General features: G+C 68.8%; 31 protein-coding genes. 15 read left to right on the top strand and 16 right to left on the bottom strand.

Annotation, left to right across the window (positions count from 1 at the left end; genetic code table 11):
* The first annotated feature begins 33 nt into the window (after nucleotides 1–33).
* Complete coding sequence (locus AC07NG_RS02865; RefSeq protein ID WP_494592083.1) at nucleotides 34–165, top strand: hypothetical protein; 132 nt, start codon at nucleotides 34–36, stop codon at nucleotides 163–165.
* Here AC07NG_RS02865 and AC07NG_RS02860 read toward each other — a convergent pair.
* Together AC07NG_RS02860 and AC07NG_RS02855 are read right to left on the bottom strand one after the other, a co-directional pair.
* Nucleotides 162–590 carry a CBS domain-containing protein gene (locus tag AC07NG_RS02860; protein ID WP_487291615.1) on the bottom strand — a complete coding sequence of 143 codons (429 nt, stop codon included), beginning with the start codon at nucleotides 588–590 and terminating at the stop codon, nucleotides 162–164. The genes AC07NG_RS02865 and AC07NG_RS02860 overlap by 4 nt on opposite strands.
* Nucleotides 591–680: 90 nt before the next feature.
* Nucleotides 681–1,577 carry an NmrA family NAD(P)-binding protein gene (locus tag AC07NG_RS02855; protein WP_494592080.1) on the bottom strand — a complete coding sequence of 299 codons (897 nt, stop codon included), beginning with the start codon at nucleotides 1,575–1,577 and terminating at the stop codon, nucleotides 681–683.
* A gap of 96 nt (nucleotides 1,578–1,673) precedes the next feature.
* Here AC07NG_RS02855 and AC07NG_RS02850 point away from each other — a divergent pair, with 96 nt between their 5' ends.
* Complete coding sequence (locus AC07NG_RS02850) at nucleotides 1,674–2,093, top strand: winged helix-turn-helix transcriptional regulator (RefSeq protein ID WP_492854126.1); 420 nt, start codon at nucleotides 1,674–1,676, stop codon at nucleotides 2,091–2,093.
* Between the two features lie 1,048 nt (nucleotides 2,094–3,141).
* Entirely contained in the window at nucleotides 3,142–3,648 is a 507-nt protein-coding gene (locus tag AC07NG_RS02845) for a DUF1993 domain-containing protein (protein ID WP_494592078.1), read from the top strand.
* Between the two features lie 295 nt (nucleotides 3,649–3,943).
* On the opposite strand, the gene AC07NG_RS02840 is transcribed toward AC07NG_RS02845, so the two are convergent.
* Complete coding sequence (locus tag AC07NG_RS02840) at nucleotides 3,944–4,819, bottom strand: methylated-DNA--[protein]-cysteine S-methyltransferase (protein ID WP_494592076.1); 876 nt, start codon at nucleotides 4,817–4,819, stop codon at nucleotides 3,944–3,946.
* 56 nt (nucleotides 4,820–4,875) lie between these two features.
* Nucleotides 4,876–5,352, bottom strand: a complete 477-nt coding sequence (locus tag AC07NG_RS02835; protein ID WP_494592074.1) for a DUF2244 domain-containing protein — start codon at nucleotides 5,350–5,352, stop codon at nucleotides 4,876–4,878.
* A 52-nt stretch (nucleotides 5,353–5,404) separates the two neighbouring features.
* Here AC07NG_RS02835 and nth point away from each other — a divergent pair, with 52 nt between their 5' ends.
* Nucleotides 5,405–6,115, top strand: a complete 711-nt coding sequence (gene nth, locus AC07NG_RS02830; RefSeq protein WP_494592332.1) for an endonuclease III — start codon at nucleotides 5,405–5,407, stop codon at nucleotides 6,113–6,115.
* A gap of 3 nt (nucleotides 6,116–6,118) precedes the next feature.
* Here the strand turns inward: nth and AC07NG_RS02825 are convergent, their stop codons facing one another.
* Nucleotides 6,119–7,342 carry an MFS transporter gene (locus AC07NG_RS02825; RefSeq protein ID WP_494592072.1) on the bottom strand — a complete coding sequence of 408 codons (1,224 nt, stop codon included), beginning with the start codon at nucleotides 7,340–7,342 and terminating at the stop codon, nucleotides 6,119–6,121.
* Between the two features lie 43 nt (nucleotides 7,343–7,385).
* On the opposite strand from AC07NG_RS02825, the gene AC07NG_RS02820 reads away from it, so the two are divergent.
* The gene (locus tag AC07NG_RS02820; protein ID WP_494592069.1) at nucleotides 7,386–7,901 is read left to right on the top strand and encodes a MarR family winged helix-turn-helix transcriptional regulator; all 516 of its coding nucleotides are present in this window, start codon (nucleotides 7,386–7,388) and stop codon (nucleotides 7,899–7,901) included.
* A 102-nt stretch (nucleotides 7,902–8,003) separates the two neighbouring features.
* A complete protein-coding gene (locus AC07NG_RS02815; RefSeq protein WP_494592067.1) occupies nucleotides 8,004–9,110 on the top strand; it encodes a DUF4236 domain-containing protein in 1,107 nt (368 codons plus the stop codon).
* Nucleotides 9,111–9,116: 6 nt separating this feature from the next.
* On the opposite strand, the gene AC07NG_RS02810 is transcribed toward AC07NG_RS02815, so the two are convergent.
* The 5 genes from AC07NG_RS02810 to AC07NG_RS02790 form a co-directional block, all read right to left on the bottom strand.
* Nucleotides 9,117–9,458: a DUF2218 domain-containing protein gene (locus AC07NG_RS02810; protein WP_110118394.1), complete on the bottom strand. Its 342-nt coding sequence runs from the start codon at nucleotides 9,456–9,458 to the stop codon at nucleotides 9,117–9,119.
* Between the two features lie 25 nt (nucleotides 9,459–9,483).
* Nucleotides 9,484–10,077, bottom strand: a complete 594-nt coding sequence (locus AC07NG_RS02805) for a PadR family transcriptional regulator (RefSeq protein WP_492854120.1) — start codon at nucleotides 10,075–10,077, stop codon at nucleotides 9,484–9,486.
* 89 nt (nucleotides 10,078–10,166) lie between these two features.
* Entirely contained in the window at nucleotides 10,167–10,667 is a 501-nt protein-coding gene (locus tag AC07NG_RS02800) for a hypothetical protein (RefSeq protein ID WP_494592063.1), read from the bottom strand.
* Nucleotides 10,668–10,760: 93 nt separating this feature from the next.
* A complete protein-coding gene (locus tag AC07NG_RS02795) occupies nucleotides 10,761–11,657 on the bottom strand; it encodes a hydrogen peroxide-inducible genes activator (RefSeq protein ID WP_492854119.1) in 897 nt (298 codons plus the stop codon).
* Between the two features lie 142 nt (nucleotides 11,658–11,799).
* Nucleotides 11,800–12,666 (bottom strand): ATP-grasp domain-containing protein, encoded by an 867-nt coding sequence (locus tag AC07NG_RS02790; RefSeq protein ID WP_494592061.1) that lies wholly within the window; start codon nucleotides 12,664–12,666, stop codon nucleotides 11,800–11,802.
* Between the two features lie 112 nt (nucleotides 12,667–12,778).
* Between AC07NG_RS02790 and AC07NG_RS02785 the strand changes: the two genes are divergently transcribed.
* Genes AC07NG_RS02785 through AC07NG_RS02760 form a run of 6 tightly spaced genes read left to right on the top strand, consistent with a single transcriptional unit; the run spans nucleotide 12,779 to nucleotide 16,867 of the window.
* Nucleotides 12,779–13,768 carry an adenosine kinase gene (locus AC07NG_RS02785; RefSeq protein WP_494592059.1) on the top strand — a complete coding sequence of 330 codons (990 nt, stop codon included), beginning with the start codon at nucleotides 12,779–12,781 and terminating at the stop codon, nucleotides 13,766–13,768.
* A 37-nt stretch (nucleotides 13,769–13,805) separates the two neighbouring features.
* On the top strand, nucleotides 13,806–14,396 hold the full coding sequence (hisB, locus tag AC07NG_RS02780; RefSeq protein WP_101713144.1) for an imidazoleglycerol-phosphate dehydratase HisB: 591 nt from the start codon (nucleotides 13,806–13,808) through the stop codon (nucleotides 14,394–14,396).
* A gap of 5 nt (nucleotides 14,397–14,401) precedes the next feature.
* Nucleotides 14,402–15,043, top strand: a complete 642-nt coding sequence (gene hisH, locus AC07NG_RS02775) for an imidazole glycerol phosphate synthase subunit HisH (protein WP_494592056.1) — start codon at nucleotides 14,402–14,404, stop codon at nucleotides 15,041–15,043.
* The gene (hisA, locus tag AC07NG_RS02770; RefSeq protein WP_199228335.1) at nucleotides 15,031–15,765 is read left to right on the top strand and encodes a 1-(5-phosphoribosyl)-5-[(5-phosphoribosylamino)methylideneamino]imidazole-4-carboxamide isomerase; all 735 of its coding nucleotides are present in this window, start codon (nucleotides 15,031–15,033) and stop codon (nucleotides 15,763–15,765) included. The genes hisH and hisA overlap by 13 nt, the downstream gene beginning before the upstream one ends.
* Nucleotides 15,765–16,547 carry an imidazole glycerol phosphate synthase subunit HisF gene (hisF, locus tag AC07NG_RS02765; protein ID WP_494592053.1) on the top strand — a complete coding sequence of 261 codons (783 nt, stop codon included), beginning with the start codon at nucleotides 15,765–15,767 and terminating at the stop codon, nucleotides 16,545–16,547. Before hisA ends, hisF begins: the two co-directional genes overlap by 1 nt.
* A complete protein-coding gene (locus tag AC07NG_RS02760; RefSeq protein ID WP_494592051.1) occupies nucleotides 16,544–16,867 on the top strand; it encodes a phosphoribosyl-ATP diphosphatase in 324 nt (107 codons plus the stop codon). The genes hisF and AC07NG_RS02760 overlap by 4 nt, the downstream gene beginning before the upstream one ends.
* Before the next feature lie 7 nt (nucleotides 16,868–16,874).
* On the opposite strand, the gene AC07NG_RS02755 is transcribed toward AC07NG_RS02760, so the two are convergent.
* From AC07NG_RS02755 to timA, 4 genes are read right to left on the bottom strand one after another with little or no spacing between them, the layout of a single operon-like run.
* Nucleotides 16,875–17,168, bottom strand: coding sequence for a hypothetical protein (locus AC07NG_RS02755; protein ID WP_494592049.1), 294 nt, complete (start codon nucleotides 17,166–17,168; stop codon nucleotides 16,875–16,877).
* Entirely contained in the window at nucleotides 17,169–17,744 is a 576-nt protein-coding gene (locus AC07NG_RS02750; RefSeq protein ID WP_494592046.1) for a Smr/MutS family protein, read from the bottom strand. It abuts the gene before it with no gap.
* Between the two features lie 18 nt (nucleotides 17,745–17,762).
* A complete protein-coding gene (gene mltA, locus AC07NG_RS02745; protein WP_494592044.1) occupies nucleotides 17,763–18,923 on the bottom strand; it encodes a murein transglycosylase A in 1,161 nt (386 codons plus the stop codon).
* Complete coding sequence (gene timA / locus AC07NG_RS02740; RefSeq protein ID WP_487291635.1) at nucleotides 18,923–19,525, bottom strand: TIM44-related membrane protein TimA; 603 nt, start codon at nucleotides 19,523–19,525, stop codon at nucleotides 18,923–18,925. The genes mltA and timA overlap by 1 nt, the downstream gene beginning before the upstream one ends.
* A gap of 162 nt (nucleotides 19,526–19,687) precedes the next feature.
* On the opposite strand from timA, the gene secB reads away from it, so the two are divergent.
* Nucleotides 19,688–20,182, top strand: a complete 495-nt coding sequence (gene secB, locus AC07NG_RS02735; RefSeq protein ID WP_492854112.1) for a protein-export chaperone SecB — start codon at nucleotides 19,688–19,690, stop codon at nucleotides 20,180–20,182.
* An 81-nt stretch (nucleotides 20,183–20,263) separates the two neighbouring features.
* Here the strand turns inward: secB and AC07NG_RS02730 are convergent, their stop codons facing one another.
* The gene (locus AC07NG_RS02730; RefSeq protein ID WP_198575488.1) at nucleotides 20,264–20,950 is read right to left on the bottom strand and encodes a response regulator transcription factor; all 687 of its coding nucleotides are present in this window, start codon (nucleotides 20,948–20,950) and stop codon (nucleotides 20,264–20,266) included.
* A 66-nt stretch (nucleotides 20,951–21,016) separates the two neighbouring features.
* Between AC07NG_RS02730 and AC07NG_RS02725 the strand changes: the two genes are divergently transcribed.
* On the top strand, nucleotides 21,017–21,529 hold the full coding sequence (locus AC07NG_RS02725; protein ID WP_494592041.1) for a L,D-transpeptidase family protein: 513 nt from the start codon (nucleotides 21,017–21,019) through the stop codon (nucleotides 21,527–21,529).
* 879 nt (nucleotides 21,530–22,408) lie between these two features.
* Here AC07NG_RS02725 and AC07NG_RS02720 read toward each other — a convergent pair.
* A complete protein-coding gene (locus tag AC07NG_RS02720) occupies nucleotides 22,409–23,053 on the bottom strand; it encodes a YggS family pyridoxal phosphate-dependent enzyme (protein WP_494592039.1) in 645 nt (214 codons plus the stop codon).
* On the opposite strand from AC07NG_RS02720, the gene AC07NG_RS02715 reads away from it, so the two are divergent.
* On the top strand, nucleotides 23,052–23,678 hold the full coding sequence (locus tag AC07NG_RS02715) for a thiamine phosphate synthase (protein ID WP_494592037.1): 627 nt from the start codon (nucleotides 23,052–23,054) through the stop codon (nucleotides 23,676–23,678). The two genes, AC07NG_RS02720 and AC07NG_RS02715, sit on opposite strands and share 2 nt — an antisense overlap.
* Nucleotides 23,679–23,854: the final 176 nt, after the last annotated feature.

The raw sequence follows: 23,854 nt of genomic DNA, 5'->3' as shown, positions 1-23,854 counted from the left end.
TGGAGACTGAGCGAACTTCAACGGAGGTTCGTCATGAAACGCGGAAAATGCGCGGCAATCAAAGAAGCCAAGGCTGAGATCGTCAAATACGAAAAAACCGGTGACCCCTACCACCTTGCAAGAGCTCAACGGCTTTTGGCCAAGGCGACCGAATTGATCGCCTAATGCGCCGCCTCGGCGTCCTGCGAGATCTCCTCCAGCGTCTTGCCGACCTGCTTGGCGCCGTAGTCCTTGGCCACGTCGCCCAGGGACAGAATACCGGTCAGCCGGCCGGTGTCGTTCAGCACCACCAGGCGGCGGACCTGGTTGTTGGCCATCTTGGCGGTGGCGTCGGCCAGGATGTCGTCTTCCTTGACCGACAGCACCTCGCCGTCGCTCATCACCTCGGACACAGGGCTGTCGAAGCTGCGGCCTTCGGCGACCACGCGCAGCACGATGTCGCGGTCGGTGACCAGGCCCAGCACCTTGCCATCCTCGACCACCGGCACCACGCCGCTGTCGACCTTGGCCATCACCTCGGCGACCTTGCGGATGCTGTCGCCGGGACGGGCGACCGAGACCTGGCTGGTCATGGCGTCGCTGACTTTCATCGGGTGTTCCTCCTTCAGGGGGAATGCAAATTGGACCCGCTAGAAACCCCGCGACGCCGAAGACCGTTCCGCTTGCCCGGTCGGCGACGCTTAGCCCAGGGCCGCCTTGTTGGCCGCCAGGAAGGTCGCGACCGAGGTGGGGGCCTTGCCGGTCAGGCGCTCGACCGCGTCGGTGACGATGGCGTGCTGGCCTTCTGCGGCCTGGGCGTCGAAGTCGGCCAGGACGTCGACATAGACGCTCGGCAGGCCGGCCTGGGCGAGGCCCGCGCGCAGAGCGTCGAGCGGGATGTCCTGGTGGGCGACCGGCTTGCCCGAGACCTGCGCCAGCAGGGCGGCCAGCTGGTCCTGGGTCAGGGCCTCGGGACCGGAGACGTCGAGGATCTGGCGGCCTTCCGCGCCCAGCAGGGCGGCGGCGTCGATCGCGGCGCAGTCCTCGCGGGTGACATAGGCGCGGCCCTGGCCGGCCGTGGCGGCGTAGAGCGTCCCGCCGGCGATCGCCTGGCCCGCGCCCAGCAGGATGGTCTCGGCATAGAGGTTGTGGCGCAGGATCGTCCAGTTCAGGGACGGGGCGGCGATGATCGCCTGCTCGCTCCAGAAGTGGTCGTCGATCACCCCGCCGCCGGCCTGGGGCCGCGCGCCGGGGGCCGAGGTGTAGAGCACATGGCTCACGCCCGCCTCGACCGCCGCGGCGACGGCCGCGCGGATCTGGGCGATGCGGGTTCCCCATTGGCCCAGGCTGTCGGTGCTGACCAGCAGCACCCGGTCGGCGCCGGCGAAGGCCGTCTTCAGCGAGGCCGGATCGTCGAAGTCGGCGGCGCGCACGTCGACGCCCTTGGCCGCCAGGTCGGCGAGCTTGCTCGGATCACGGGTCGTGGCGATCACGTGCGGGGCGCCGGCCTCGAGCAGCAGCTCGACGATGCGGCGGCCCAGCTGGCCTCCGGCGCCGGTCACCAGAAGGCGGTCATTGAGGAAGGGTCGAGCAGTCATCGAGGGCGTCCTTTGCTGGTCTCTTTTCGAGACCTAGTGTAAATGTGAGAGCAAGGCCCCGCCGTAAAGACGGCAGTTTTCCGGGAGATAGGCACCTTGAAGGAACCACCATCGCTTTCTCCGGAAGCGCTCTGCGACGCGCTGGACGGCTGGAAGGGCCAGGGCTTCACGGCCTCCGACTGCCCGGTGCGCGACGTCATCGACCACCTGGGCGACAAATGGAGCACGCTTTTGCTGTCGCTGCTGGCCACCGGCCCCAAGCGGTTCGGGGCGCTGCGCCGGGCCGTGCCCGACATCTCCCAGCGCATGCTGACCCAGACCCTGCGCGACCTGCAGCGCGACGGCCTGATCGAACGCCAGGTCTTCCCCACCAAGCCGCCCAGCGTCGAATACAGCCTCTCGCCCCTGGGGACGTCGCTGCAAGGCCCCCTCAACGCCCTGATCGCCTGGGCCATGGACCACCACAACGCCATCCGCGCGGCCCGGGCGCGATATGACGAGGCCGAGGCGGCCTGATCCCTCTCCCCTTGCGGGAGAGGGTGGCCTGCGAAGCAGGTCGGGTGAGGGGTCTCTCAGACCTTTCAGCGCTACTCCTCCCCCGTGCAACGGGGGAGGGGGACCACGAAGCGGTGGAGGGGGCGAGACTGGGATCGGGGCTTGATCCTTCCACCCGTAAAATCCCCGCGAAAGCGGGGACCCAGGTGTTTTATCGTCGAGCGCCGGGGGTTTCAGAAAAAGCCTGGGTCCCCGCTTTCGCGGGGATTTTACGGAGTTGGGGCGGCCTTACGCACGCTGCTCACACGGCGAATGCGGAAAAGAATTGAGCGAACTCAACGCCCTGCAACTTTATCACCCCAACTTATCCTCCCCTGCTCAACCCGCCCCATAATCATCCCCATCCCAGCCATGGGGAGGGCTCTTGGTACCGGCCCGAGTTAGCGGCTGTGGATCGCATCGAGCGGGGCCGCTTGTTGCGTCATGGGAAGGGCGGGTTTGCAGGATCGCTCAGAAGGCGTGATTGGGCCGCCAGCCGTTCCGTGACGAGACAAGCGGGTCGACAGGGCCGGGATCGTTTCAAACCGGCCTAACAGGATCAGCCGAGGCGCCGCCGGATCACCGCGGGGCTATTGATCCTGCCCGTCCGAGGGACAACCGGGTCCAGGGCTGAAAGAGGCCCGCGCCCCCGGTCCTTCGAGCCTACGATGCGGCGGAGCGGTCTGACGAAGCCGAAACGCTAAACAACATCACGGTCTCCGGGCTCCGCCCGGCCGCTCCGCGCCTCCCCGACCTAACGCGCCTTCGCGCGGGAGATCGCAAACCCATGTCCCTCTCCCCTTGCGGGAGAGGGTGGCCCTGCGGAGCAGGGTCGGGTGAGGGGTCTCTCAGAACTAAAAGCCGCGTGCGGCGGTCAGGCCGGGCGGAGGCGTCCAACGTCAGCGCGACCCCTCATCCGACGGCCTTCGGCCGCCACCTTCTCCCGCAAGGGGAGAAGGGCGCCGTCAGGGGACTGCCGCTTTCCACCAAACCGCCCTACATCCAGCGCCAAAGCCTCACCGGAGCCTCCATGACCATCACCGCCCACCGCGTCAGCGTTCCCGTCTTCGTCCAGGGGCTGAAGGGCCTCGCCGGCGTGCTGGCCAAGGCCGCCGCCCATGTGGAAGCCCACAAGCTCGATCCCGAGGCCCTGCTGAAGGCGCGGCTCTATCCCGACATGTTCCCGCTGATCCGCCAAGTGCAGATCGCCACCGACTTCGCCAAGGGCGCCAGCGCCCGCCTGGCCGGGCTCGAGGTTCCGGCCTGGGACGACGCCGAGACCAGCTTCGCCGACCTGTCGGCCCGCGTCGAACGCGCCATCGCCTATGTCGAAGGCCTGGACCCGGCCGCCTTCGACGGCGCCGAGGACCGCACCGTGGCGCTCACCCGTCGCGGCGAGACCACCGAGCACAACGCCCTCGACTACCTGACCGCTCAGGCCCTGCCGAACTTCTACTTCCACCTGGCCACCGCCTACGGGATCCTGCGCAAGAACGGCGTGGTCGTGGGCAAGCGCGACTTCCTCGGCACGGCCTGAGGAAAGAGGCGGCGGCCCTCCACCGGACTGCTTACGCAGTCCGGATTCCACAAGCAAAACACCTTCCGCATGCGGAAGGCTCAGGGCCGCCGCCGAAACGCCCACACCAGTCCGGCCAAGGCCGTCACCACGCCGGCCACCGCCGACAACACCACCGCCAACTCCTTCAGTACCTCCGGTTCCATAGCTCCACCCGTTACTCAGCCCGCATCGCGGTTACGGGTCAGAGTGGCTCAAGCCGACGTCGAGTCCGGACGTATGTTTCTGTTTTGTTCCTAGACGTGAAGCGGTGACGTCACGCCACCTCCTGCACCGACACGGCTTCCATCCCCAGGATCGCGGCCTTGCGGGCCAGACCCCAGTGGTAACCGGTGAGGCGACCGTCCTTGGCGATGGCGCGGTGGCAGGGGATCAGCAGCGAGATCGGATTGGCCCCGATCGCCCCGCCGGTGGCCTGGAAGGCCTTGGGCTTGCCGGCCCAGGCGGCGACCTGGCCGTAGGTGGCGGTCTCGCCGGCCGGGATGCGCAGCAGGGCCTTCCAGACCTGCACCTGGTAGGGCGAGCCGATCAGCACCACGGGCAGGGGCCCTTCGCCGGCCCCGAACGCCCGCAGCGCGGTCTCTTGCGCCGCCATGTCGTCGCGCACCCAGTCGGCGCCGGGCCAGCGGCGGTGCATGTCGGCGAAGGCGAAGTCGTCGTCGCCGTCCGAAAAGGCCAGGCCCGCCAGGCCCCGCTCGGCCAGCACGAACAGGCCGCGCCCGAACGGGGTCGGCGACCAGCCCCAGCGCAGGGTCATGCCGGCGCCGCGCCGGCGCACGTCGCCCGGGGTCGCCGCCTCCTGGGCGATGAACAGGTCGTGCAGCCGCGAGGGGCCCGAAAGGCCGGCGTCATAGGCCGCGTCCAGCACGCTGGCCCCCGCTTCGAGCGAGCGGCGGGCCTCGGCATGGGCGATGGCGGCGACGAAGGTCTTGGGGCTGACCCCGGCCCAGCGGGTGAAGATGCGCTGGAAGTGGAACGGCGACAGGCCCACCGCGCCGGCGGCCTCGTCCAGCGACGGCCGGTCCATCCAGCGCTGCGCCAGCCAGTCGAGGGCGACGGCCATGCGGTGATAGTCGGCCGAGCGTTCGGCCAGGCGCGCGAGGGTTTCGGAAGGCGAGACGTCGAGAGGCATCGGTTCACTCTAGCCCCGGCAGGGAAGGGCGTCCGCCCGGTTCTTGCGGCTGGAACTCACGACCACCGCTCGGCCCGCGCGCTTTTGATCGCCCGCTCCAGGGCATGCGCGAAGGCCACCCGCTCGTCCGGGCTGAGCGCTCGGGCCAACGTCAGGCGACGGCGCGACATGAAGAGGCGCACGCGGCTCTCGTGCTCGCCGGGCTGGTCGAGATCGACGCGGGTGAAGGCGGTCGGCGAGGTCCAGACCACCTTGGCGCCCTTGGCGTCCTCGCGGCTGACGGTGATCGCCTCGGCGGTGACCCGCACCCGCTCCGAGCGCGACAGGGCCCGGTTGCTGGCGCGCAAGGCGAGCCACAGGGCCAGCACGTCGAGCCCCAGGAACGGCAGCACCGGCGGCGCGCCCAGCACCAGCAGGAACACCGCCACCATCAGGTTGAAGGCGATGACGACGCCCAGCACCACGGCCATGCCGGTCTTGCCGAGCGACCGGTTGGGGCGAATGACGGCGTCCATGTAGAGGGCTGCGGCCATGACCAGGATTTACGCCGCTTGCGCCGCCTTGGCGAGCCGGCCGCATCACGGCATGGTCGCGCCGATGCCAGCGCCCTCGAAAACCGCAAAACCCCTCGTCAAGAAACGCCCCGCCGCCAAGCGGATCTCGCCCGCCGAGCGCGAACGCGTGCGCATCCTGTTCGAGCGCTTCGAGAGCCTGGAGCTGCGGCCCAAGACCGAGCTGAACTATTCCAACCCCTACGAGCTGGTCACCGCCGTCGCCCTGTCGGCCCAGGCCACCGACGTCCAGGTCAACAAGGCCACCGGCCCGCTGTTCCAGGTCGCCGACAGCGCCGAAAAGATGCTGGAGCTCGGGGAAGACGGACTGATCAAGTACATCGCCTCGATCGGCCTCTTCCGCACCAAGGCCAAGAACGTCATCGCCTCGGCCCACATCCTGATGGACCGCTATGGCGGCCAGGTGCCGCTGAACCGCGAGGCGCTGGAAAGCCTGCCCGGCGTGGGCCGCAAGACCGCCAGCGTGGTGCTCAATGAACTCGACGTCGAGCCGGCCATCGCCGTCGACACCCACGTCTTCCGCGTCTCGCACCGTCTGAAGCTGTCGGCCGGCAAGACCCCCGACGCGGTCGAGGACGACCTGATGCGGATCGTGCCCGGGCCCTACCAGACCCGCGCCCACCACTGGCTGATCCTGCACGGCCGCTATGTCTGCATCGCCCGCAAGCCCAAGTGCGAGATCTGCAAGATCGCCGACCTGTGCCCGTCGATCGGGCTGTTCTAGGTCTTAGCCGACCCGCGCGCCCGGCTTGAACCGCGCGGTCATCACCATCATCGCCACCACGCCGACCGCCATCAGCAGCCAGGCGCCCGACAGGTCCGACGAGGCGTCGCGCACCCAGCCGGCCAGGAACGGCATGACGCTGGCCATGACGTAGCCGCCGCCCTGGACGAAGGCCATCAGGTCGCCGGCCTGGTCGGGGTCGGCCGCGTGGTCGAGGGTGATGATCAGCGACAGCGGGAAGATCGCGCCGATGCCCGCGCCCAGCAGGCAGACGGCCGGCAGGACGAGCCAGTGGGCCAGCAGCAGGCAGGCGATGCCGCTGAGCAGCGAGGTCAGGGCGGCGATCAAGAGAGGACGGCGATCCGGACGGCGGGCGATGGCCGCCGAAACCGTCAGGCCCGCCAGCACCTCGCACACCGTCAGGGCGGAAAGCGCGTAGCCGGCCTGGTCGGCGGTCAGGCCCCGGCTGGCGTAGAACGGCGGGAACCAGGCCAGCACCAGGGTGTAGGCGCCGGTGCCGACGCCGAAGAAGGTCAGCAGCAGCCAGGCGCGGGGGCTCTTCCACAGGGCGTGGCGGCGAACGACGCGCGGACCGCCGGCCGGAACGGCGACGGAGCGCTTGGTCGCGCCCGTCCACAGCAACAGGGCCAGCACGGCCGGCAGGGCCCACAGGCCGAACATCGCCTGCCAGCCGGCCAGACGGGTCAGGCCCGAGGCGCCTGCAGCCGCGACGGCGGCTCCGGCCATGATGCCGGTGGTGTAGAGGCCGGTGAGGCGGGCGGCGTCATCGCCGGCGAAGCGCTGGATGAAGCCTGGCATCAGCGCCTGCACGGCGGCGACGCCGATCCCGACGATCGCGGCGCTGACGAACAGGCCCGAAAGGCTGGGCAACAGGGCGCGAAGGCCGCAGGCAACGGCGATGGCCAAGAGGCCGGCGGCCACGCCCATGCGCTCGCCCAGCATCCGCCGAAGCGGCGCTGCCAGCAGGGCGCCCAGGCCCATCAGGAAGATCGGCAGGGTGGTCAGCAGGCCCGCCGCGGCCGACGAGGCGCCAGTGGCCGCCTTCACCGTGTCGAGCACCGGACCCAACGCCGCCAGGGCGGGGCGCAGGTTCAGGGCCGCCACGACGATCGCCGCGATGGTGAGCACGGCGCCGCTTTTGGCGGCACGGGCGGCAAGAAGCGCATGTTCGCGCGACTTGGCGTCTTCTTCGTAAGCGAGGACCACGATATATCTCGAAAGTAAGTATCTTGATGGCGAGATATATCCGATGACGGCGAAAGCCAAGCGTCACGACCGCGCAGGCGCGGCTTCGGTCCAATGGCGGCGTGAGCGGCCGGACCTCGATCCGTTCCCGATGGAACTGGTCGGCCGGCTCTGCGAGGCCGCCGAGATCGTGCTCAAGGACCGCCTGGCGCCGCTGTTTTCGGCCCACGGCCTGCAGCGCGGCGAGTTCGACGTGCTGGCCACCCTGCGCCGAGCCGGCGGCGATTTCGCCCTGACCCCGACCGACCTCTACGAGACGGCCATGGTCTCGTCGGGCGGCATGACCGCCCGCATCGACAGACTGGAGAAGATGGCCCTCGTCGAGCGCCGCCCGCATCCGAGCGACCGGCGGGGCACGCTTGTGGCGCTGACGAACGAGGGATTGGCGCTGCTGGACCGGATCCTGCCGCTGCATATCGACAACGAGCGGGGCTTGTTGGCGGCGCTTGATGGCGAGGAGCAGCAGGCGCTGAACGGCCTGTTGGCCAAGCTGCTGGCGGGACTGGAGAAAGCTCACTGATCTTTCTCGGCGAGAGCGAAGCGGGAATTTTCAACCCTGAGCATTGCCCAAAGCGTTGGCATACGCTGAGATGAATGTCCGCTGGCTGGGGGGGCAGGTCGGATGCCATTCTATTTCCGCAAGAGCGTTAGTGCGGGTCCGTTCAGGTTCAATTTCTCAAAAGGTGGTATCGGCGCATCGGTCGGCGTGAAAGGGCTTCGCGTCGGCGTCGGACCACGTGGCCACTATGTTCAGGCGGGGATTGGTGGACTGCGCTATCGCTCCACAATTGGACGGCCAGGTGAACGTCGGTCACCCGCGAACACCTTCCCCAAGCCTATTTCGACAACCATCGACGGCGTGGATATGGTTGAAGTGGAGTCGGGTGACGTCCTGTTGATGCGAGAAACCAGCGTCGGCGACCTACTCGACGATATCAACATGAAGCTGGCGAAGACACCGCTCGGCAAGATTGTCGGCTGGTGCGGCATAGCCCTTGGAGGCCTTCTGCTATTCGCCGACGCGACCGTAGCCATGGTCGTTTGGGCTCTCACGCTGCCGGCTTGGCTATTTGCAAGATGGCTGGACAGCTATCAGCGACGGTCGGTTCTCTATTACGACCTCGAGCCACAGGCCCAGTCCGCCTACGAGCGACTGACCGAAACCTTCGATTCGATGACCGGATGTGCGGGGAAATGGCACATCGCCGCTGGCGGTGAGGTGCGTGATCTAACGACTTGGAAGCGAAATGCCGGCGCAAGTCACATCGTCAACAAAAAGCCGACTACGCTTACTTACGAACTACCCAACATCCTCGCCTCTAACCTCACCCCACCTTCGGCCAAGGTCGGAGTTCAGACCCTCTACTTCCTGCCCGACGTGGTTTTGGTCGTTCATGGCAAACATGTCGGTGCGGTGGGTTATGCGGATCTCACGCTTCGATGGCAGGACTCGAATTTCATTGAGGAGGGAATGGTGCCGAGGGACGCCGCAGTCATTGGTCAGACTTGGAAGCATCCCAACAAAAATGGTGGCCCAGATCGGCGCTTTAAGGACAATCGGCAAATTCCGATTTGTCGCTATGAAGTGCTGCACTTCAACAGCGCGTCCGGCCTCAACGAATTGCTGGAATTCTCAAAGACGGGTGTCAGCCCGCCCTTCATCGAGGCCGTTCACGCTCTCGCCGCCATCAATGGCCGACTGGCTGTACCGAAACTCGCGGCGGAGTAGGGGCGCCTAGAGCCCCAACCCCAGCCCGCCCCGCGCCTTGGGCGGGTTGATGTGGCCGGCCTCGCGGGCGCGGGTCCAGCTCAGCTTTTCGACGTTTTCGCGGAAGGCGAAGCGGAGGATGTGGTCGGCGACCACCTGCTCGAGCTTCTCCAGGGCCTCGAAGTCGTCAGCCTCGACGGTCATGTCGAGGCCTTCGGCGTCGGCGGTCATGCGGCAGGGCCCCAGCGGCAGCGGAAAGGCCGCCGTGGTCTCGGTCAACTCGACCTCGAACTTGTGGCCCCAGTGCTTGGCCAGCTGGGTCATGTAGCGGGCGGCCTTGTCGGTGACGAGGCGGGCGTGGCTCTGCATGGCTCTGCTCCTTGGCTCCCCGACGTCAGACAGCTTCGATCGCCGCGGCCGCGTCGTCCAGGGCCTTGGCGACAGCCGCGATCTGCTCGGCCGACAGGCTGCCGGCGTGCAGCTTCAGCCGCAGGGCGGTCTTGAGGTTCTCGCGGGCCCGCAGGATCTGCGGCGCGAAGGCGGCGCTGCGCGAGGCGGCTTCGGCCATGCGGGCGAAGAGGCCGTTCACCGGCTGGGCGTTGGCTTCCAGGAAAGCCTGGCCTTCGTCGGTGATGGTGTAGAGCTTCTTGCCGCCGCCGGCGTCGGTCGCGGCCACGTAGCCCAGCTCTTCCAGCAGGGTCAGGGTCGGGTAGATCACGCCGGGGCTGGGGCTGTAGGCGCCGCCGGCCGCGGTCTCGACCGCCTTGATCAGTTCGTAGCCGTGGCTGGGCTTCTCGGCGATCAGCTTGAGAACGACCAGGCGCAGATCGCCGTGGTCGAAGAACCGGCCGCCGCCGCGCGGACCGCCGCGGCCAAAGCCCCGACCGCCCATGCCGCCGCCGTGTTCGCGACCGTCGAAGCCGAAGGGATGGCGGCTGTGATGACCGCCGTGGCGGCCGTGGTGGGGATGATGATGACGTCCAAACATGTATGCTCTTTCGATGCAGTTTCGTTATATCGAAATGATAGATATATCGAAATCGCGGACGGTCAAGAGCTATTTAGATATATCTGATGCTATCTGTTTGCGATCGCCGCCGGAAAGGCCTGGTGGCAGACCTCCTCGCCGAAGGCGTCGCTGAGCTGCTCCTCGGCCTCGCCCATCTTGATGACGGCCAGGCGGCCGCCGACGATGGTCTTGCCGATGGCGTAGTCGCCGACCACCTTGCCGGTCCGCACGTCGACCAGCCGGGCCTTGCCACGCAGCACGTTGGCGCCGGCGACCAGGGCGGTCAGGGCCGGGTTGGCCTTGTCGAAGCGGTCGAGTTTCGCTTCTAGCCGCAACGGCCGGTCGCCCTTGGCGCAGCCGTCGAGCTTGGCCTGGACGTGCTGCTTGAACAGGGCGTCGAAGCCGTCGGTGACCTTGAGATCACCCCGCGTGAGGCGCACCTCGGAGACGCGGGCCTGGGCGCGCCAGTCGGCCGGCAGGGTCTCGACCGCCGTGCTGCGCGAAAGGCTGACGCAGCCCGAGGCCGCCATCGCAACGCCCAGCAGGGCCAAGGTCATCGCCGTCTTCATCGTGCGCTCCAGTTCCGGTCCCGGCTGCAACGCGCCGAGCGGGGGAAAGGCCGCAGACTCGAAGAACGATGGTTTTGGATGAAGACGCGACGATCACGCCGCCCGCAGGGTCTCGGCCAGCAGGCGGCCCTCGGCGGCGCGGCTGGAACCGGCCCGCCAGGCGACGACGATCTCGCGGCTGGACTGGGCCGTGTTCAGCGGTCGCACCGTCACCGGGGCGTTCTCGGCCAGGCCCGCCTGCACCGCCATGGCCGGCAGGAACGACACGCCCAGGCCCGAGCCGATCATCTGCACCAGGGTGGGCAGCGAGGTGGCCGCGAAGCTTTCGTCCTCGCCATTGGCCTTTGGCGGTTCCAGGCCGCAGGCCGACAGGGCGTGGTCGCGCAGGCAGTGGCCGTCTTCGAGCAGGATCAGCTCCTGGCCGTCGAGGCTGGAGGGGTCGACCCGCTCCTGCAGGGCCATCGGGTGATTGGCCGGCGCGGCGGCCAGCAGTTCGTCGTCCTCGACATGGGCCCAGTCCAGGCCGCTCATGTCGTAGGGCAGGGCGATCAGGGCCGCGTCCAGCGAGCCGGCCTTCAGCGAGGCGATCAGGCGCTGGGTCAGGTCCTCGCGAAGAAAGAGGCGCAGCTTGGGGAACTGGTCGCGCAGCATCGGCAGGGCGCGCGGCAGCAGGTAGGGCGCCACGGTCGGGATCACGCCCAGCCGGAAACGCCCGGCCAGCGGCTGACCCGCCCCGCGGGCGGCCTGCACCAGGTCTTCGGTCTGGGCGAGAATGGCGGTGGCCCGGCGCACGGCCTCCTGGCCGGCGGCGGTCAGGATCACCCCCGAGCGAGCCCGGTCCACCACCGGCGCGCCGAGGATCTTCTCCAGTTCCTGGATCCCGGCCGACAGGGTGGGCTGGGTGACATAGCAGGCCTCGGCGGCCCGGCTGAACGAGCCGTGCTCGGACAGGAGCTTCAGATATTGCATCTGGCGGAGGGTCGGGAGCATGGCTTCCGATATAGGCCGCCTCTATCGAAACTCCAAAAGCAATCGAACCGATTTCGGGCTCGTCGCCGGCGAACGATCGTGCGCATGTCGCTCGCGGCCCACCCAGCGCCTAAAGAATGTCCATGCCCTTCCCTGCCCTCCCCTAAAGCGCCGCTTTCACCGCCTTGGCGAACGCCGCCCCGTGGTCGTGGGCGTGCTCGAGGAAGAGATCCGGCTCGATGATCTCCAGCTCCATCAGTTGCGGGGTGTGGTCGAGGCCGCGGATCAGGTCGACGCGGGCGTAGGTCAGGGGCGCTCCGACGGCGTCCAGCACCATGCGGGCGGCGTGCAGGGCCTCGGGCTCGGGCGCGATCTCGCTGACCTTGCCGCCGTACTGCGGCTGCACCCGGAAGTCGCCGGACACGGCCACCTTGGTCACCGCATGGCTGAAGACCCCGTCGAAGAAGAACAGCGACAGCTCCCCCTCCTCGCCCACCGCCGGCAGGAACGGCTGGATCAGGGCCGGGCCGGTGGGCGCGCCGGAGAGGTCGAAGTCGCGACCCAGCTTCACCGTCTGGTGCGAGCCGCCGGAAACCTGGGGCTTGGCGACGACGACATCGACCTGGAAGCGATCGCGGGCCTCCACGACGGCTTCGGGCGTGATCTTGTCCAGCGTGATCGTCGGCACCACCGGCGCGCCCTTGGCGGCCAGTTCGGGCAGATAGGTCTTGGCCGTGTTCCAGCGCAGCAGCGACGGCGGGTTGGCCGTGCGCACGCCGCCAGCCTCCAGGGCGCCGAGCCGCGCGTACCATTCGGGCTCGCGATGGTGATAGCCCCAGCTGAGCAGCGGCAGGACGATCCCCTGCCCGTCCGCCTCGACCGGATCTGTCCAGGAGCGCGACGCGACGGTCAGGCCCAGGGCGCGTAGGGGCGTCGCCAGACGCTCGAACAGCGGCGGCCAGCTCTGGGCGAAGCGCGGTTCGTCGGCGGCGGGGACCAGGATCAGGACGTCGGGGCGGGCGGTGCTCATGCCCCCAGGGTTAGAAAGCCGCACCGTATCGGGCAAGCCCCGCGTTGCCTTGCCGGCCCCGTTCCTTTACTTGCCAACGGTTCTCTTTTCGCAGTCCCTATCGGAACCCCTCATGACCGCCCTCTACGACGTCGCCGCCATCGGCAACGCCATCGTCGACGTCATCGCCCAGTGCGACGACGCCTTCCTGGACGCGCAAGGGTTGGTCAAGGGCTCGATGGCGCTGATCGACACGACGCGCGCGACCAGCCTGTACGACGCCATGGCCGCCGGTATCGAGGCCTCGGGCGGCAGCGCCGGCAACACCGTGGCGGGCGTGGCCAGCTTCGGCGGCAAGGCCGCCTTCATCGGCAAGGTCGCCGACGACCAGCTAGGTCGCGTCTTCACCCACGACATGCGCGCCATCGGCGGCACCTTCACCACCCCGCCGCTGGCGGAAGGCCCGGCCACCGCCCAGTGCCTGATCAACGTCACCCCCGACGCCCAGCGCACCATGTCGACCTATCTGGGCGCCTGCGTCGAGCTGACCGCCGCCGACGTCGACCCGGCCATCATCGAAGCCGCCCAGTACGCCTATCTCGAAGGCTATCTGTTCGACCCGCTGGAAGCCCGCCGCGCCTTCGCCAAGGCCGCCGCGCTGAGCCACGGTTCGGGCCGGAAGATCGCCATCACGCTTTCGGACAGCTTCGTCGTGGATCGTCACCGTGAGGCCCTGCTGGGCTTCGTCGAGACCCAGTGCGACATCGTCTTCGCCAACGCCTCCGAAGTGTGCGCCCTGTTCCAGACCGACGATTTCGATGCGGCCGTGAAGGAACTGGCCAAGCGGGTCGAGATCGCCGCCGTCACCCGAAGCGAAAAGGGTTCGGTGGTCGCCCAAGGCGACAGCGTCCATGAAATCTCGGCCTTCCCCGTGGAAAAAGTCGTGGACACGACGGGCGCGGGCGACCAATACGCCGCAGGTTTCCTCTACGGCCTCTCCCAGGGCCGCTCGCTGGCCGACTGCGGCAAGCTGGGCTCCCTGGCGGCCGCCGAGGTCATCGCCCACTACGGTCCGCGTCCGCAGGTCAAGCTGCGCGACCTGGCCGCCCAGAACGGACTCTAACCACCCCAAGGTCCTCACCGACCTTCAAGGACGAAGCATGGCCCGCACCGCTGAAGTGGTCCGCGAGACGAAAGAGACCCAGATCCGGGTCTGGATCGATCTCGACGGGACCGGCGCCTCGACGATCTCCACCGGCATTGGTTTCTACGACCATATGCTGGAGAGCTTCGCGCGCCACGGCGGCTTCGACCTGAAGATCGAGACCAAGGGCGACCTGCACATCGACATGCACCACACGGTGGAAGACACCGGGATCGTGCTGGGTCAGGCGATCAACAAGGCGCTGGATGGCTTCAAGGGCATCCGGCGCTTCGGCCACGCCTACATCCCGATGGACGAGACCCTGACGCGCTGCGCCATCGATCTGTCCAACCGCGCCTATCTGATCTGGAAGGTCGAGTTCAAGCGACCCAAGGTCGGCGAGATGGACACCGAGCTCTTCAAGGAGTTCCACCACGCGTTCGCCATGAACTGCGGGGCGTGCATCCATCTGGAGACGCTGTACGGCGACAACACCCACCACGTGGCGGAGAGCGGCTTCAAGGCGCTTGCCCGGGCCCTGCGTCAGGCGGTGGAGTTCGATCCGAAGACCGGCGGCCAGGCGCCGTCGACCAAGGGCGTGCTGTAGGTTCCATGCAAACTCTCGCCCTGATCGACTACGGGTCGGGCAACCTGCGATCAGCGGAGAAGGCCTTGAACGAGGCCGCCCGCCGACGCGGCGTCGCCGCCTCCATCATCGTCACCGCCGATCCCGATCTCGTGGCCAAGGCCGACCGGGTGTTCCTGCCCGGCGTCGGCGCCTTCGCCTCGTGCCGCGCGGGCCTGGACGCCTCTGGCGTGTTCGAGGCCATGAACGAGGCCGTGCACCAGCGTGGCGCGCCGTTCATGGGCATCTGCGTCGGTCACCAGCTGCTGGCCACCGAAGGTCTCGAGTTCGGCGTCACGCCGGGCCTCGACTGGATCGGCGGCCAGGTGAAGAAGCTTCAGCCGTCCGATCCCTCGCTGACCATCCCGCACATGGGCTGGAACGCGATCGCCTTCTCGCGCGCTCACGCCCTGTTCGCGGGCATCGAGGACGGCGCCCACATGTACTACGCCAATTCCTTCGCCCTGGCGGCGGCCGATCCGGCCGACGTGGTGGCGACCAGCGACCACGGCGGCCCGTTCGTCGCGGCGGTGGCCAAGGGGAATGTCGCGGGCGTACAATTCCACCCCGAAAAATCACAAGCCGCCGGGCTCGCCCTGCTCGCCAACTTCCTGGAATGGCGCCCATGATCCTCTATCCCGCCATCGACCTGAAGGACGGCCAGTGCGTGCGCCTGCTGCACGGCGACATGGACAAGGCCACGGTCTTCAACAATAGCCCGGCCGACCAGGCCCAGCGCTTCGTCAAGGACGGCTTCTCGTGGCTGCACGTCGTTGACCTCAACGGCGCCATCGAAGGCAAGTCGGTGAACACCGCCGCCGTGCAGTCGATCCTGGAGTCGATCTCGATCCCGGTGCAGCTGGGCGGCGGCATCCGCACCCTGGAAGGCATCGAGGCCTGGATCGAGGCCGGCGTGTCGCGCGTCATCCTCGGCACCGTGGCCGTCCACGATCCGGACCTGGTCCGCAAGGCCGCCCGCCTGTGGCCCGAGCAGATCGCCGTGGCCGTCGACGTGCGTGACGGCAAGGTCGCCATCGACGGCTGGACCGGCCTGTCGGACATCGACGCCATCACCCTGGGCAAGCGCTTCGAGGACGTGGGCGTGGCCGCCCTGATCGTCACCGACATCAGCCGCGACGGCGCCCTGACCGGCGTCAACGTCGAGGGCGTGGGCGAACTGGCCGACGCCGTCTCGATCCCGGTCATCGCCTCGGGCGGCGTCGCCTCCGTGGCCGACATCGAGCGACTGAAGGCCCGCAAGGGCGTCGAGGTCGCCGGCGCCATCCTGGGCCGCTCGCTCTACGCCGGCACGATCAAGCCGTCCGAAGCCCTGGTCGCGGCGGCGCTCTGATGCTGAAGACCCGGATCATTCCTTGCCTCGACGTCAAGGACGGCCGGGTCGTCAAGGGCGTCAACTTCGTCGACCTGCGCGACGCCGGCGATCCCGTCGAGCAGGCCGCGGCCTATGACGCGGCCGGCGCCGACGAACTGATGTTCCTCGACATCACCGCGTCCAGCGAAGGCAGGGGCCTGATCCTGGACGTGATCTCGCGCACCGCCGAGGTCTGCTTCATGCCCGTCTCGGTGGGCGGGGGCGTGCGCCAGGTGGCCGACATGCGCCGCCTGCTGCTGGCCGGCGCCGACAAGGTCTCGACCAACACCGCCGCCGTCGAAAACCCCGATCTGATCGCCGCTGGCGCCGACGCCTTCGGGGCCCAGTGCGTGGTCGTGGCCATCGACGCCAAGGCCCGTCCCGACGGTTCGGGCTGGAACGTCTGGACCTATGGCGGCCGCAAGGACACCGGCCTCGACGTGGTCGACTGGGCCGCCAAGGTGGTCGAGCGCGGCGCGGGCGAGATCCTGCTGACCTCGATGGACCGCGACGGCGCCAAGATCGGCTACGACATCCCGCTGCTGAAGGCCGTGACGAGCGCCGTGAACGTGCCGGTGATCGCCTCGGGCGGCGCCGGCAAGACCGAGCACCTGGTCGAAGCCGCCCGCGACGGCCACGCCGCCGCCGTGCTGGCCGCCTCGATCTTCCACTTCGGCGAAATCTCGATCGGCGAGGCCAAGGCCGCCATGGCCGCGTCCGGTGTGCCGGTGCGCCTGGATCCTTCGAGGAACGTCGCATGAGCCGGCTGTTCGAAGTCCTGGAGCGCCTGGCCGCCACCGTCGAGAGCCGCAAGGGCGGCGACCCGAGCGCGTCCTACACCGCCAAGCTGCTGAACGATCCGGCCCTGGCCGCCAAGAAGCTGGGCGAGGAAGCCGTCGAGACGGTGATCGCCGCCGTGGCCCAGGGTCCTGACGCCCTGGCCGCCGAAAGCGCCGACCTGCTGTACCACTGGCTGGCTCTGATGGCCGCGGCCGGGGTGTCGCTGGACGCCGTGGCCGAGAAGCTGGAGGCCCGCGAGGGGACCTCCGGCCACGCCGAAAAGGCCGCCCGGCCGAAGTAGACGGTCCTCAGCCTTCGGCGGTGCGCACGATGTTGAGAAACGCGCCGTCCTTTCCGCACGACACGTACTGGCACCAGACGTCCGAAAGTCCCTCGAGCGCAGCCGGCGGAATATCCCAGGGCGGATCCAGGTCAACCAAAGCGTTTCGCGCGATCGCATAGGACACCCGGGCGATGGGGCGGTCGCGCTTGAGCATCTCCGCCCAGGCCCGCACGGTCTCGATCTCGTCGTCGGCCCGGAACTGACTGACATAGATCCCGCCACGAAACTGGCAGACCACGGTGTAGAGCGAGCCCGTCATCTAGGCCTTCCGCTTCAGCGCCACGTAGAGCGCCCCCTCGCCGCCGTGGCGCTGGTCGGCCGGCGACACCCCGGCGATCATCTCGCGCAGGACCGGAGCCGCCAGCCATTCGGGCGTGCGCTGGCGCAGGACGCCCTGGCCGACCTTGCCCTTGCCGGTGATCACCAGCACCGCCCGGTGGCCGTCGTCGAAGGCCCGGCGGATGAAGCGTTCCAGGGTCGCGCGGGCCTGGTCCTGGTCGAGGCCGTGCATGTCGAGCCGCGCGCCGATCGGGTCGTGGGCCTTGGCGATGCGGCGATGACGGTTGGGCTCGATGCGTTCGGGCGGCGGCTTGGACGCCTTGGGCTTGGGCTTGAGCGCCGGAATGTCGGCCGGATCGATGCGCAGCGGGGCGATCGAGGCCAGGCGGGTCGGCGGAGCGACCTCGGCGGCGTGACCCATCAGCTCGGCCTTGGCCGGGCGCACCTTGACCTTGGCGCGCATCTTCAGCGGCGTCTCGCCGGCCTTGGCGCGCACTGTGGAGGCCACCAGCCGCCAGAGGCGCTGGCCGTCGTCGTCGGGCGGCCGCTTGCTCATCGGATCAGGCCCCGGGGATCAGGATTGCGGCTGGGGGACCAGGCGCCACAGGCGCAGGTCGTGGCGCACGCGGCCGGCCTCGGTTCCGGCCGCCTGGCCGGTGCCCATGTAGAGGTCGGCCCGCACCGCGCCCTTGATGGCGCCGCCGGTGTCCAGCGCCATCACGGCCCGGCGATAGGTCGGGAAGGCCCCGGTCAGCTTGGGCGCGCTGGCGTCGATCCAGTAGAGGCCGCCCAGGGCGTTCTGGCTGGGATCGACGGCGATGGCCCTGCCGGCCGGCAGCGGCACATTGGCGGCGCCCGTAGCCTGGCGGCCGTCGTCGGGCAGGGTCTGGAAGAATACGTAGCGCGGGTTCAGCCGCATGATCTCGTCGGCCTTGGGACCGCGATTGGCCGCCAGCCAGCCGCGGATCGCCTCGCCCGAGGTGTCGCCGTCGGCCAGCAGGCCGCGATCGCGCATGGCCGTGGCGATGCCGGTGAAGGGCTTGCCGTTATGAGCGGCGAAGGCGGCGCGCACGCGGCGGCCGTCGGGCAGGGTCAGGACGCCCGAGCCCTGGATCTGCAGGAAGAACAGGTCCTCGGGCCGCAGCCAGGCCAGCGGCCGGTCAAGCGGTGAGGCCTCGATGGCGGCGCGGTCGTCATAGGGGGTGAAGGTCCCGCCGGCGACGCGGCCAGCCACCGTCTTGCCCTTCAGGGTCGGATCGAAGGCGCCGAGGTCGAGCATGACCAGGTCGGTCGGTCGGCCGCGCATCGGGGCGCTGAACTCGGCCGAACGCGACATCCGCGCCTCGTATTCCGGCGCGAAATAGGCGGTCAGCAGGCCCTGGCCGGCGATCGGCTCGGGACGGAAATTGGCTTCGAGGAACAGGCGCGCCCGGGCGTCGTCGACCGGCCCGGCCTGCTTGGCCTTGCGGCACACCTCGGCCGTGGGCGGATCCTTGGCGACGCCGCAGGTCTCGCGGAAGGCCTGCAGGGCGGCGGCGTGGTCTTCCTCGTTCCAGCCCTGCAGCGCCGAGAAGCCGGCCCCCGAGGAGACCGGCGGCGTGGGTTGCGGGCGAGGCGTCGGGGTCGTCGAGGGCGGAACCGGCGCCGTCGGGGTGATCGGCAGGGGCGGCGCGGCCGTCGTACAGGCGGCCAGAACCAGGGCGGCCGCCGCGGCGGTCAGGACGGAACGCAACATCAGGCCTCGGCGACCGCGACGCGCACCAGGGTCCAGTTGGGATTGCGGCTCTTGAGATCGCGCTCGAAGGTCCACATGTCGGCCGTGCGGCGATCGTCCACCGCCTCGCCGGCGGCGCTGGTCGAGCGGGTGCGCACCTCGCCGAGGATCCGCACCACGGCGCGGCCCACGTCGCCCTCGACCGAGGCGCTGTCGAGATCGACGCGCGGCAGGGTCAGCAGCTCGACGCTCTCGGTGCGGCCCTCGGCCTCGCGAGCGACGATCGCGCCCTCGAAATTGGCCATGACGTCAGGCGCCAGCAGCGGCCGGAGGGTTTCGCGATCGCCGGCGGCGAAGGCCTTGAGGATCATCTCGTAGGCCTGGCGGGCGCCCACCAGGAAGCGGCCGACGTCGAAGTCGGGCTGGCGGGCGCGCAGGGCGGCCACGCCGGTGGCGGCCACCGGGGCCACGGTCTCCGGGTTTTCGGCCGGGCGACCGGCGGCTGGAGCGGCCACGGCGGCGGGCGTGTCCTCGGGCTGACGCCCGATCCGCCGGCCAAGCACGGCGTAGAGCTGGTAAAGGACGACGGCGGCGAGCACCGCGAAGACGATCAGTTCAGTCACGACAAATTCCGCATCGGGCCGTCGATGGCGACGACAGCCTTCCTATATAGGCGAAGCGACCGCCCGCGTCAGGCGCCTGACGTTGCACGGCGTTCTCGCACATGTTAGCAGCGCCGCTCACGCCTAAGGCCGGGCGACCCGCGCCGAACACGGAAAACGTTCATGACCGACACCATCGGCGCTCCGCCCGCCGCCCAGGACGACAACGAAGCGGCCGCCGCCGGCATCCGCATCGTCGCCCAGTTCGTTCGCGACCTCTCGTTCGAAAACCCGCTGGCTCCGGACTCGCTCCGCGCCGCCGCCGACCAGCCGGCGATCGACATGGGCGTCGAGATGAACGCCCGCGGCCGCAATGACGGCCTGTTCGAAGTGGACCTGAAGCTGTCGGCCCGCGCCACGCGCGGCGAGACCGCCGTGTTCCACGTCGAGGTCGTCTACGGCGGCCTGTTCCACATCACCGGCGTGCCGGAAGAAGCCCTCGAGCAGGTCCTGCTGATCGAGTGCCCGCGCTTCCTGTTCCCGTTCGCCCGTCGCCTGATCGCCGACGTCACCAGCGAAGGCGGCTTCCCGCCCTTCCTGATCGACCCGATCGACTTCGGCGGCGTCTACGCCGCGCGCAAGGCCCAGGCCGAAGGCGCGCCGATCGGCAACGCCTGATCCAGGCGCGATCGCTGAATTGAAGAAGGCCCGGAGCGAAAGCCCCGGGCCTTTCTTTTTGCTCGCCCGTCGGCGGCGCGGCTAAGGCTGCAGCCGGTAGCCGCCCGCCTCGGTGATCAGGATCCGCGCCACGGCCGGATCGGGCTCGATCTTCTGGCGCAGGCGATAGACGTGGGTCTCCAGCGTGTGGGTGGTGACGCCGGCGTTGTAGCCCCAGACCTCGGTCAGCAGCTCCTCGCGCGACACCGGCTTGGAGCCGGCGCGGTAGAGGTACTTGAGGATGTTGGTTTCCTTCTCGGTCAGCCGCACCTTCTTCTGCTTGTCGTCGACGAGCAGCTTGGCCGAGGGCCGGAACTCGTAGGGACCGATGCGGAACAGCGCGTCCTCCGAGGCCTCGTAGCTGCGCAGCTGGGCGCGGATGCGGGCCAGCAGCACCCCGAAGCGGAAGGGCTTGGTGACGTAGTCGTTGGCGCCCGATTCCAGGCCCAGGATGGTGTCGCTGTCGCTGGCGGCGGCCGTCAGCATGATCACCGGCGCGGTGACGCCGTTCTTGCGCATCAGCCGGCAGGCCTCGCGGCCGTCCATGTCGGGCAGGTCGACGTCGAGCAGGATCAGGTCCGGCTTGATCTCGCGGGCCTGGCGCACGCCTTCGCCGGCGGTGGCGCATTCGGCCACGGCGAATTCCTCGTGCAGGGCGAGCTGTTCGGCCAAGGCGCCGCGCAGGTCGTCGTCGTCGTCGATGAGAAGCAGGGTCTTGCGTTGCGCCATGAGCCGGAACATGACCGCTGCGAGGCCCGGCGCCAAGGGGCGCGGCTTGCGGGAGCGGGGTTTGCGATGATCTTCCAGGCTTATTCGGACGGAACGATCGATCTAGGCGACGGCCGGAGCGTGCGCTGCGCCCTCGGCAAGGCCGGCGTCATCGCCGCAACCGACAAGCGCGAGGGCGACAACCGAAGCCCGCTGGGGACCTGGAGCATCCGCAAGGTGCTCTACCGCCCCGACGTCTATCCAAACGGCCCCGCGACGGCCCTGCCCGTCGCGCCGATCGCGCCGGACGACGGCTGGTGCGATGCGCCCGGCGACCCGAACTACAATCGACCGGTGAAACTGCCCTACCCGGCCAGCGCCGAGCGGATGTGGCGCGAGGATTCGGTCTACGACCTGGTCGGCGTCCTGGCCCACAACGACGATCCGCCGGTTCCGGGGATGGGCTCGGCGATCTTCCTGCACCTGGCGCGGGAGGGATATCCGGGCACGGAAGGCTGCGTGGTCCTGGCGCGGGCGGACATCGAGACGCTGCTGGCCAAGGCCCAGCCGGGGGATGCGATCGGGATCTCGGAGGCGTGACCTCAAGACGTCTGGCCCTGTGAGGTGATCCTTCTCCCCTTGCGGGAGAGGGCACGGGTCGGCGGCCTCCCGTGAAAACTCACGAAAGTTGGCGGGGAGGCGCGGAACGGCCGGGCGGAGCCCGGAGACCGTGATGTTGTTTAGCGTTTCGGCTTCGTCTGACCGCTCCGCCGCACCGTAGGCTCGAAGGACCGGGGGCGCGGGTGCTTTTTCAACCCTGGACCCGGTTGTCCCTCGGACGGGCAGGACCAATAGCCCCGCGGTGATCCGGCGGCGCCTCGGCTGATCCTGTTAGGCCGGTTTGAAACGATCCCGGCCCTGTCGACCCGCTTGTCTCGTCACGGAACGGCTGGCGGCCCAATCACGCCTTCTGAGCGATCCTGCAAACCCTCCCTTCCCATGACGCCCCAAGCGGCCCCGCTCGATGCGATCCACAGCCGCTAACTCGGGCCGGTACCAAGAGCCCTCCCCATGGCTGGGATGGGTTTGATTATGGGGCGGCTCGAGCAGGCGGGGATAAGTTGGGGTTATAAAGTTGTAGGTCTTTGAGTTGGTTGAATTCTTTTTCAATTACGCCGTGTGAGCAGCGTGCGTATCCCTCGACCCTTCTCCCCTTGCGGGAGAAGGTGGCGGCCTAAGGCCGACGGATGAGGGGTCTCTCAGACATCGGACATCGCGCCCGGCCTGACCGCCGCACGCGGTTTTCAGTTTTGAGAGACCCCTCACCCGACCTGCTTCGCAGGCCACCCTCTCCCGCAAGGGGAGAGGGATCAGCGGTCGTGGGTTGCAGAAAAAGCCTGGGTCCCCGCCTTCGCGGGGATTTTACGGGGGGAAGAAGCGATCAGGCGCTGAGGCTTCCCCCCTCAAGCGGAGAAACCTCTACCGCGTCCCGAACAGCGCCGAACCCACGCGCACCGATGTGGCTCCACAGGCGATGGCGGTTTCGAAGTCGTCGCTCATGCCCATGGAGAGCTTCGCAAGGCCGTTGCGTGCGGCGATGTCGGCGAGCAGGCGGAAATGCGGAGCGGGATCCTCGTCTGCCGGCGGGATGCACATCAGGCCTTCCACGGAGAGGCCGTAGGTCCCTCGGCAAACGGCGATGAAGGTATCAGCGTCGGCGGGGTTGATCCCGGCCTTCTGCGGCTCCTCGCCGGTGTTGACCTGGACATAGAGGCGCGGGGCCTTGCCCAGGGCCTGGACCTCGTCGGCCAGCACGCGGGCCAGCTTTTCGCGATCGAGGGTCTCGATGACGTCGAAGAAGGCCACCGCGTCGCGGGCCTTGTTGGTCTGCAGGGGGCCGATCAGGCGCAGTTCGATCTCGCCGCGACGCGCGCTCCAGCGCTCCTTGGCCTCCTGCACGCGGTTCTCGCCGAAAACCCGCTGGCCCCCGTCGAAGACCGGGGCGATATGGTCCCAGGGCTGCAGCTTCGACACCGCCACCAGTTGGACGGCGTCGGCGGCGCGGCCGGCGGCCTTCGCGGCGGCGGCGATGCGGGACTGGATGGAGATCAGGGCTTCGGACATGGCGGACCAGGAAACGGACAGTCTGGAGACCCTCTCTAGAACGGCCGCGCGGCTTCGCCCATGGGCCTGGCCCGGCGATCCCCTGCCCCGGCTGCTGTTTTTCACCGATCCGGTCCGCACGCCCGATCCGGAAGGCGTCGCCGAGCGCCTGCCGGCCGGCGCGGGCATCGTCTATCGGCCCTTCGACGCCGCCGACGCGGTCGAGCGCGGCCTGCGCCTGACGGCGATCGCCCAAAGGCGCGGCCTGCTGCTGCTGGCCGGCGCCGATGTGGCCCTGGCCGAAGCGATCGGCGCGCACGGCGTGCACCTGCCCCAGCGGCTGGCCGTGACAGCCGCGGAAATCCGCACGGCCCATCCGACCTGGCGGCTGACGGCGGCGGCGCACGATGCGACCGCGGCGCGGGCGGCCGAACTGGCCGGGGTCGAAGCGCTGGTGGTCTCTCCGGTCTTTGCCAGCAACAGCCCCTCGGCAGGGACGCCACTGGGGGTCGAGGGTCTGGCCGCGATCGCCGCGCAAACGGCCCTGCCCTTCTATGCCTTGGGGGGCGTCAACGCGCGGACCGCCGACACGCTGGTCGGCGCGGGCGTCTATGGTCTGGCGGGGATCGAAGGGTTCGGCGTCTAGGGCCGCCCCTCATTCCGTCATTCCCGCCCTTGTGGCGGGAAACCCTGGTTCCGTTCGCAGGTGAAGCGCCAGCGGACTGCTCAGCAGTCCGCCCCATCCGCCCTTGCGGCTGACCGAGGGGTTCCCGCCACAAGGGCGGGAATGACGGGAGTTTTATAGGTTGGGGATCGAGCGCG

It is taken from the genome of Caulobacter sp. GW821-FHT10C03, from assembly GCF_059415485.1.
The sequence above is the reverse complement of the archived record's forward strand: the minus strand, read 5'-3'. Positions and strand labels throughout refer to the sequence as shown.

Excerpts from the sequence above, each read along its gene's own strand:
- AC07NG_RS02865 (WP_494592083.1), top strand. The coding sequence starts at position 34 with ATGAAACGCGGAAAATGCGCGGCAATCAAAGAAGCCAAGGCTGAGATC.
- AC07NG_RS02860 (WP_487291615.1), bottom strand. The coding sequence starts at position 590 with ATGAAAGTCAGCGACGCCATGACCAGCCAGGTCTCGGTCGCCCGTCCC.
- AC07NG_RS02855 (WP_494592080.1), bottom strand. The coding sequence starts at position 1,577 with ATGACTGCTCGACCCTTCCTCAATGACCGCCTTCTGGTGACCGGCGCC.
- AC07NG_RS02845 (WP_494592078.1), top strand. The coding sequence starts at position 3,142 with ATGACCATCACCGCCCACCGCGTCAGCGTTCCCGTCTTCGTCCAGGGG.
- AC07NG_RS02840 (WP_494592076.1), bottom strand. The coding sequence starts at position 4,819 with ATGCCTCTCGACGTCTCGCCTTCCGAAACCCTCGCGCGCCTGGCCGAA.
- AC07NG_RS02835 (WP_494592074.1), bottom strand. The coding sequence starts at position 5,352 with ATGGCCGCAGCCCTCTACATGGACGCCGTCATTCGCCCCAACCGGTCG.
- nth (WP_494592332.1), top strand. The coding sequence starts at position 5,405 with ATGGTCGCGCCGATGCCAGCGCCCTCGAAAACCGCAAAACCCCTCGTC.
- AC07NG_RS02820 (WP_494592069.1), top strand. The coding sequence starts at position 7,386 with ATGACGGCGAAAGCCAAGCGTCACGACCGCGCAGGCGCGGCTTCGGTC.
- AC07NG_RS02815 (WP_494592067.1), top strand. The coding sequence starts at position 8,004 with ATGCCATTCTATTTCCGCAAGAGCGTTAGTGCGGGTCCGTTCAGGTTC.
- AC07NG_RS02810 (WP_110118394.1), bottom strand. The coding sequence starts at position 9,458 with ATGCAGAGCCACGCCCGCCTCGTCACCGACAAGGCCGCCCGCTACATG.
- AC07NG_RS02805 (WP_492854120.1), bottom strand. The coding sequence starts at position 10,077 with ATGTTTGGACGTCATCATCATCCCCACCACGGCCGCCACGGCGGTCAT.
- AC07NG_RS02800 (WP_494592063.1), bottom strand. The coding sequence starts at position 10,667 with ATGAAGACGGCGATGACCTTGGCCCTGCTGGGCGTTGCGATGGCGGCC.
- AC07NG_RS02795 (WP_492854119.1), bottom strand. The coding sequence starts at position 11,657 with ATGCTCCCGACCCTCCGCCAGATGCAATATCTGAAGCTCCTGTCCGAG.
- AC07NG_RS02790 (WP_494592061.1), bottom strand. The coding sequence starts at position 12,666 with ATGAGCACCGCCCGCCCCGACGTCCTGATCCTGGTCCCCGCCGCCGAC.
- AC07NG_RS02785 (WP_494592059.1), top strand. The coding sequence starts at position 12,779 with ATGACCGCCCTCTACGACGTCGCCGCCATCGGCAACGCCATCGTCGAC.
- hisB (WP_101713144.1), top strand. The coding sequence starts at position 13,806 with ATGGCCCGCACCGCTGAAGTGGTCCGCGAGACGAAAGAGACCCAGATC.
- hisH (WP_494592056.1), top strand. The coding sequence starts at position 14,402 with ATGCAAACTCTCGCCCTGATCGACTACGGGTCGGGCAACCTGCGATCA.
- hisA (WP_199228335.1), top strand. The coding sequence starts at position 15,031 with ATGGCGCCCATGATCCTCTATCCCGCCATCGACCTGAAGGACGGCCAG.
- hisF (WP_494592053.1), top strand. The coding sequence starts at position 15,765 with ATGCTGAAGACCCGGATCATTCCTTGCCTCGACGTCAAGGACGGCCGG.
- AC07NG_RS02760 (WP_494592051.1), top strand. The coding sequence starts at position 16,544 with ATGAGCCGGCTGTTCGAAGTCCTGGAGCGCCTGGCCGCCACCGTCGAG.
- AC07NG_RS02755 (WP_494592049.1), bottom strand. The coding sequence starts at position 17,168 with ATGACGGGCTCGCTCTACACCGTGGTCTGCCAGTTTCGTGGCGGGATC.
- AC07NG_RS02750 (WP_494592046.1), bottom strand. The coding sequence starts at position 17,744 with ATGAGCAAGCGGCCGCCCGACGACGACGGCCAGCGCCTCTGGCGGCTG.
- mltA (WP_494592044.1), bottom strand. The coding sequence starts at position 18,923 with ATGTTGCGTTCCGTCCTGACCGCCGCGGCGGCCGCCCTGGTTCTGGCC.
- secB (WP_492854112.1), top strand. The coding sequence starts at position 19,688 with ATGACCGACACCATCGGCGCTCCGCCCGCCGCCCAGGACGACAACGAA.
- AC07NG_RS02730 (WP_198575488.1), bottom strand. The coding sequence starts at position 20,950 with ATGGCGCAACGCAAGACCCTGCTTCTCATCGACGACGACGACGACCTG.
- AC07NG_RS02725 (WP_494592041.1), top strand. The coding sequence starts at position 21,017 with ATGATCTTCCAGGCTTATTCGGACGGAACGATCGATCTAGGCGACGGC.
- AC07NG_RS02715 (WP_494592037.1), top strand. The coding sequence starts at position 23,052 with ATGGCGGACCAGGAAACGGACAGTCTGGAGACCCTCTCTAGAACGGCC.
- AC07NG_RS02720 (WP_494592039.1), bottom strand. The coding sequence starts at position 23,053 with ATGTCCGAAGCCCTGATCTCCATCCAGTCCCGCATCGCCGCCGCCGCG.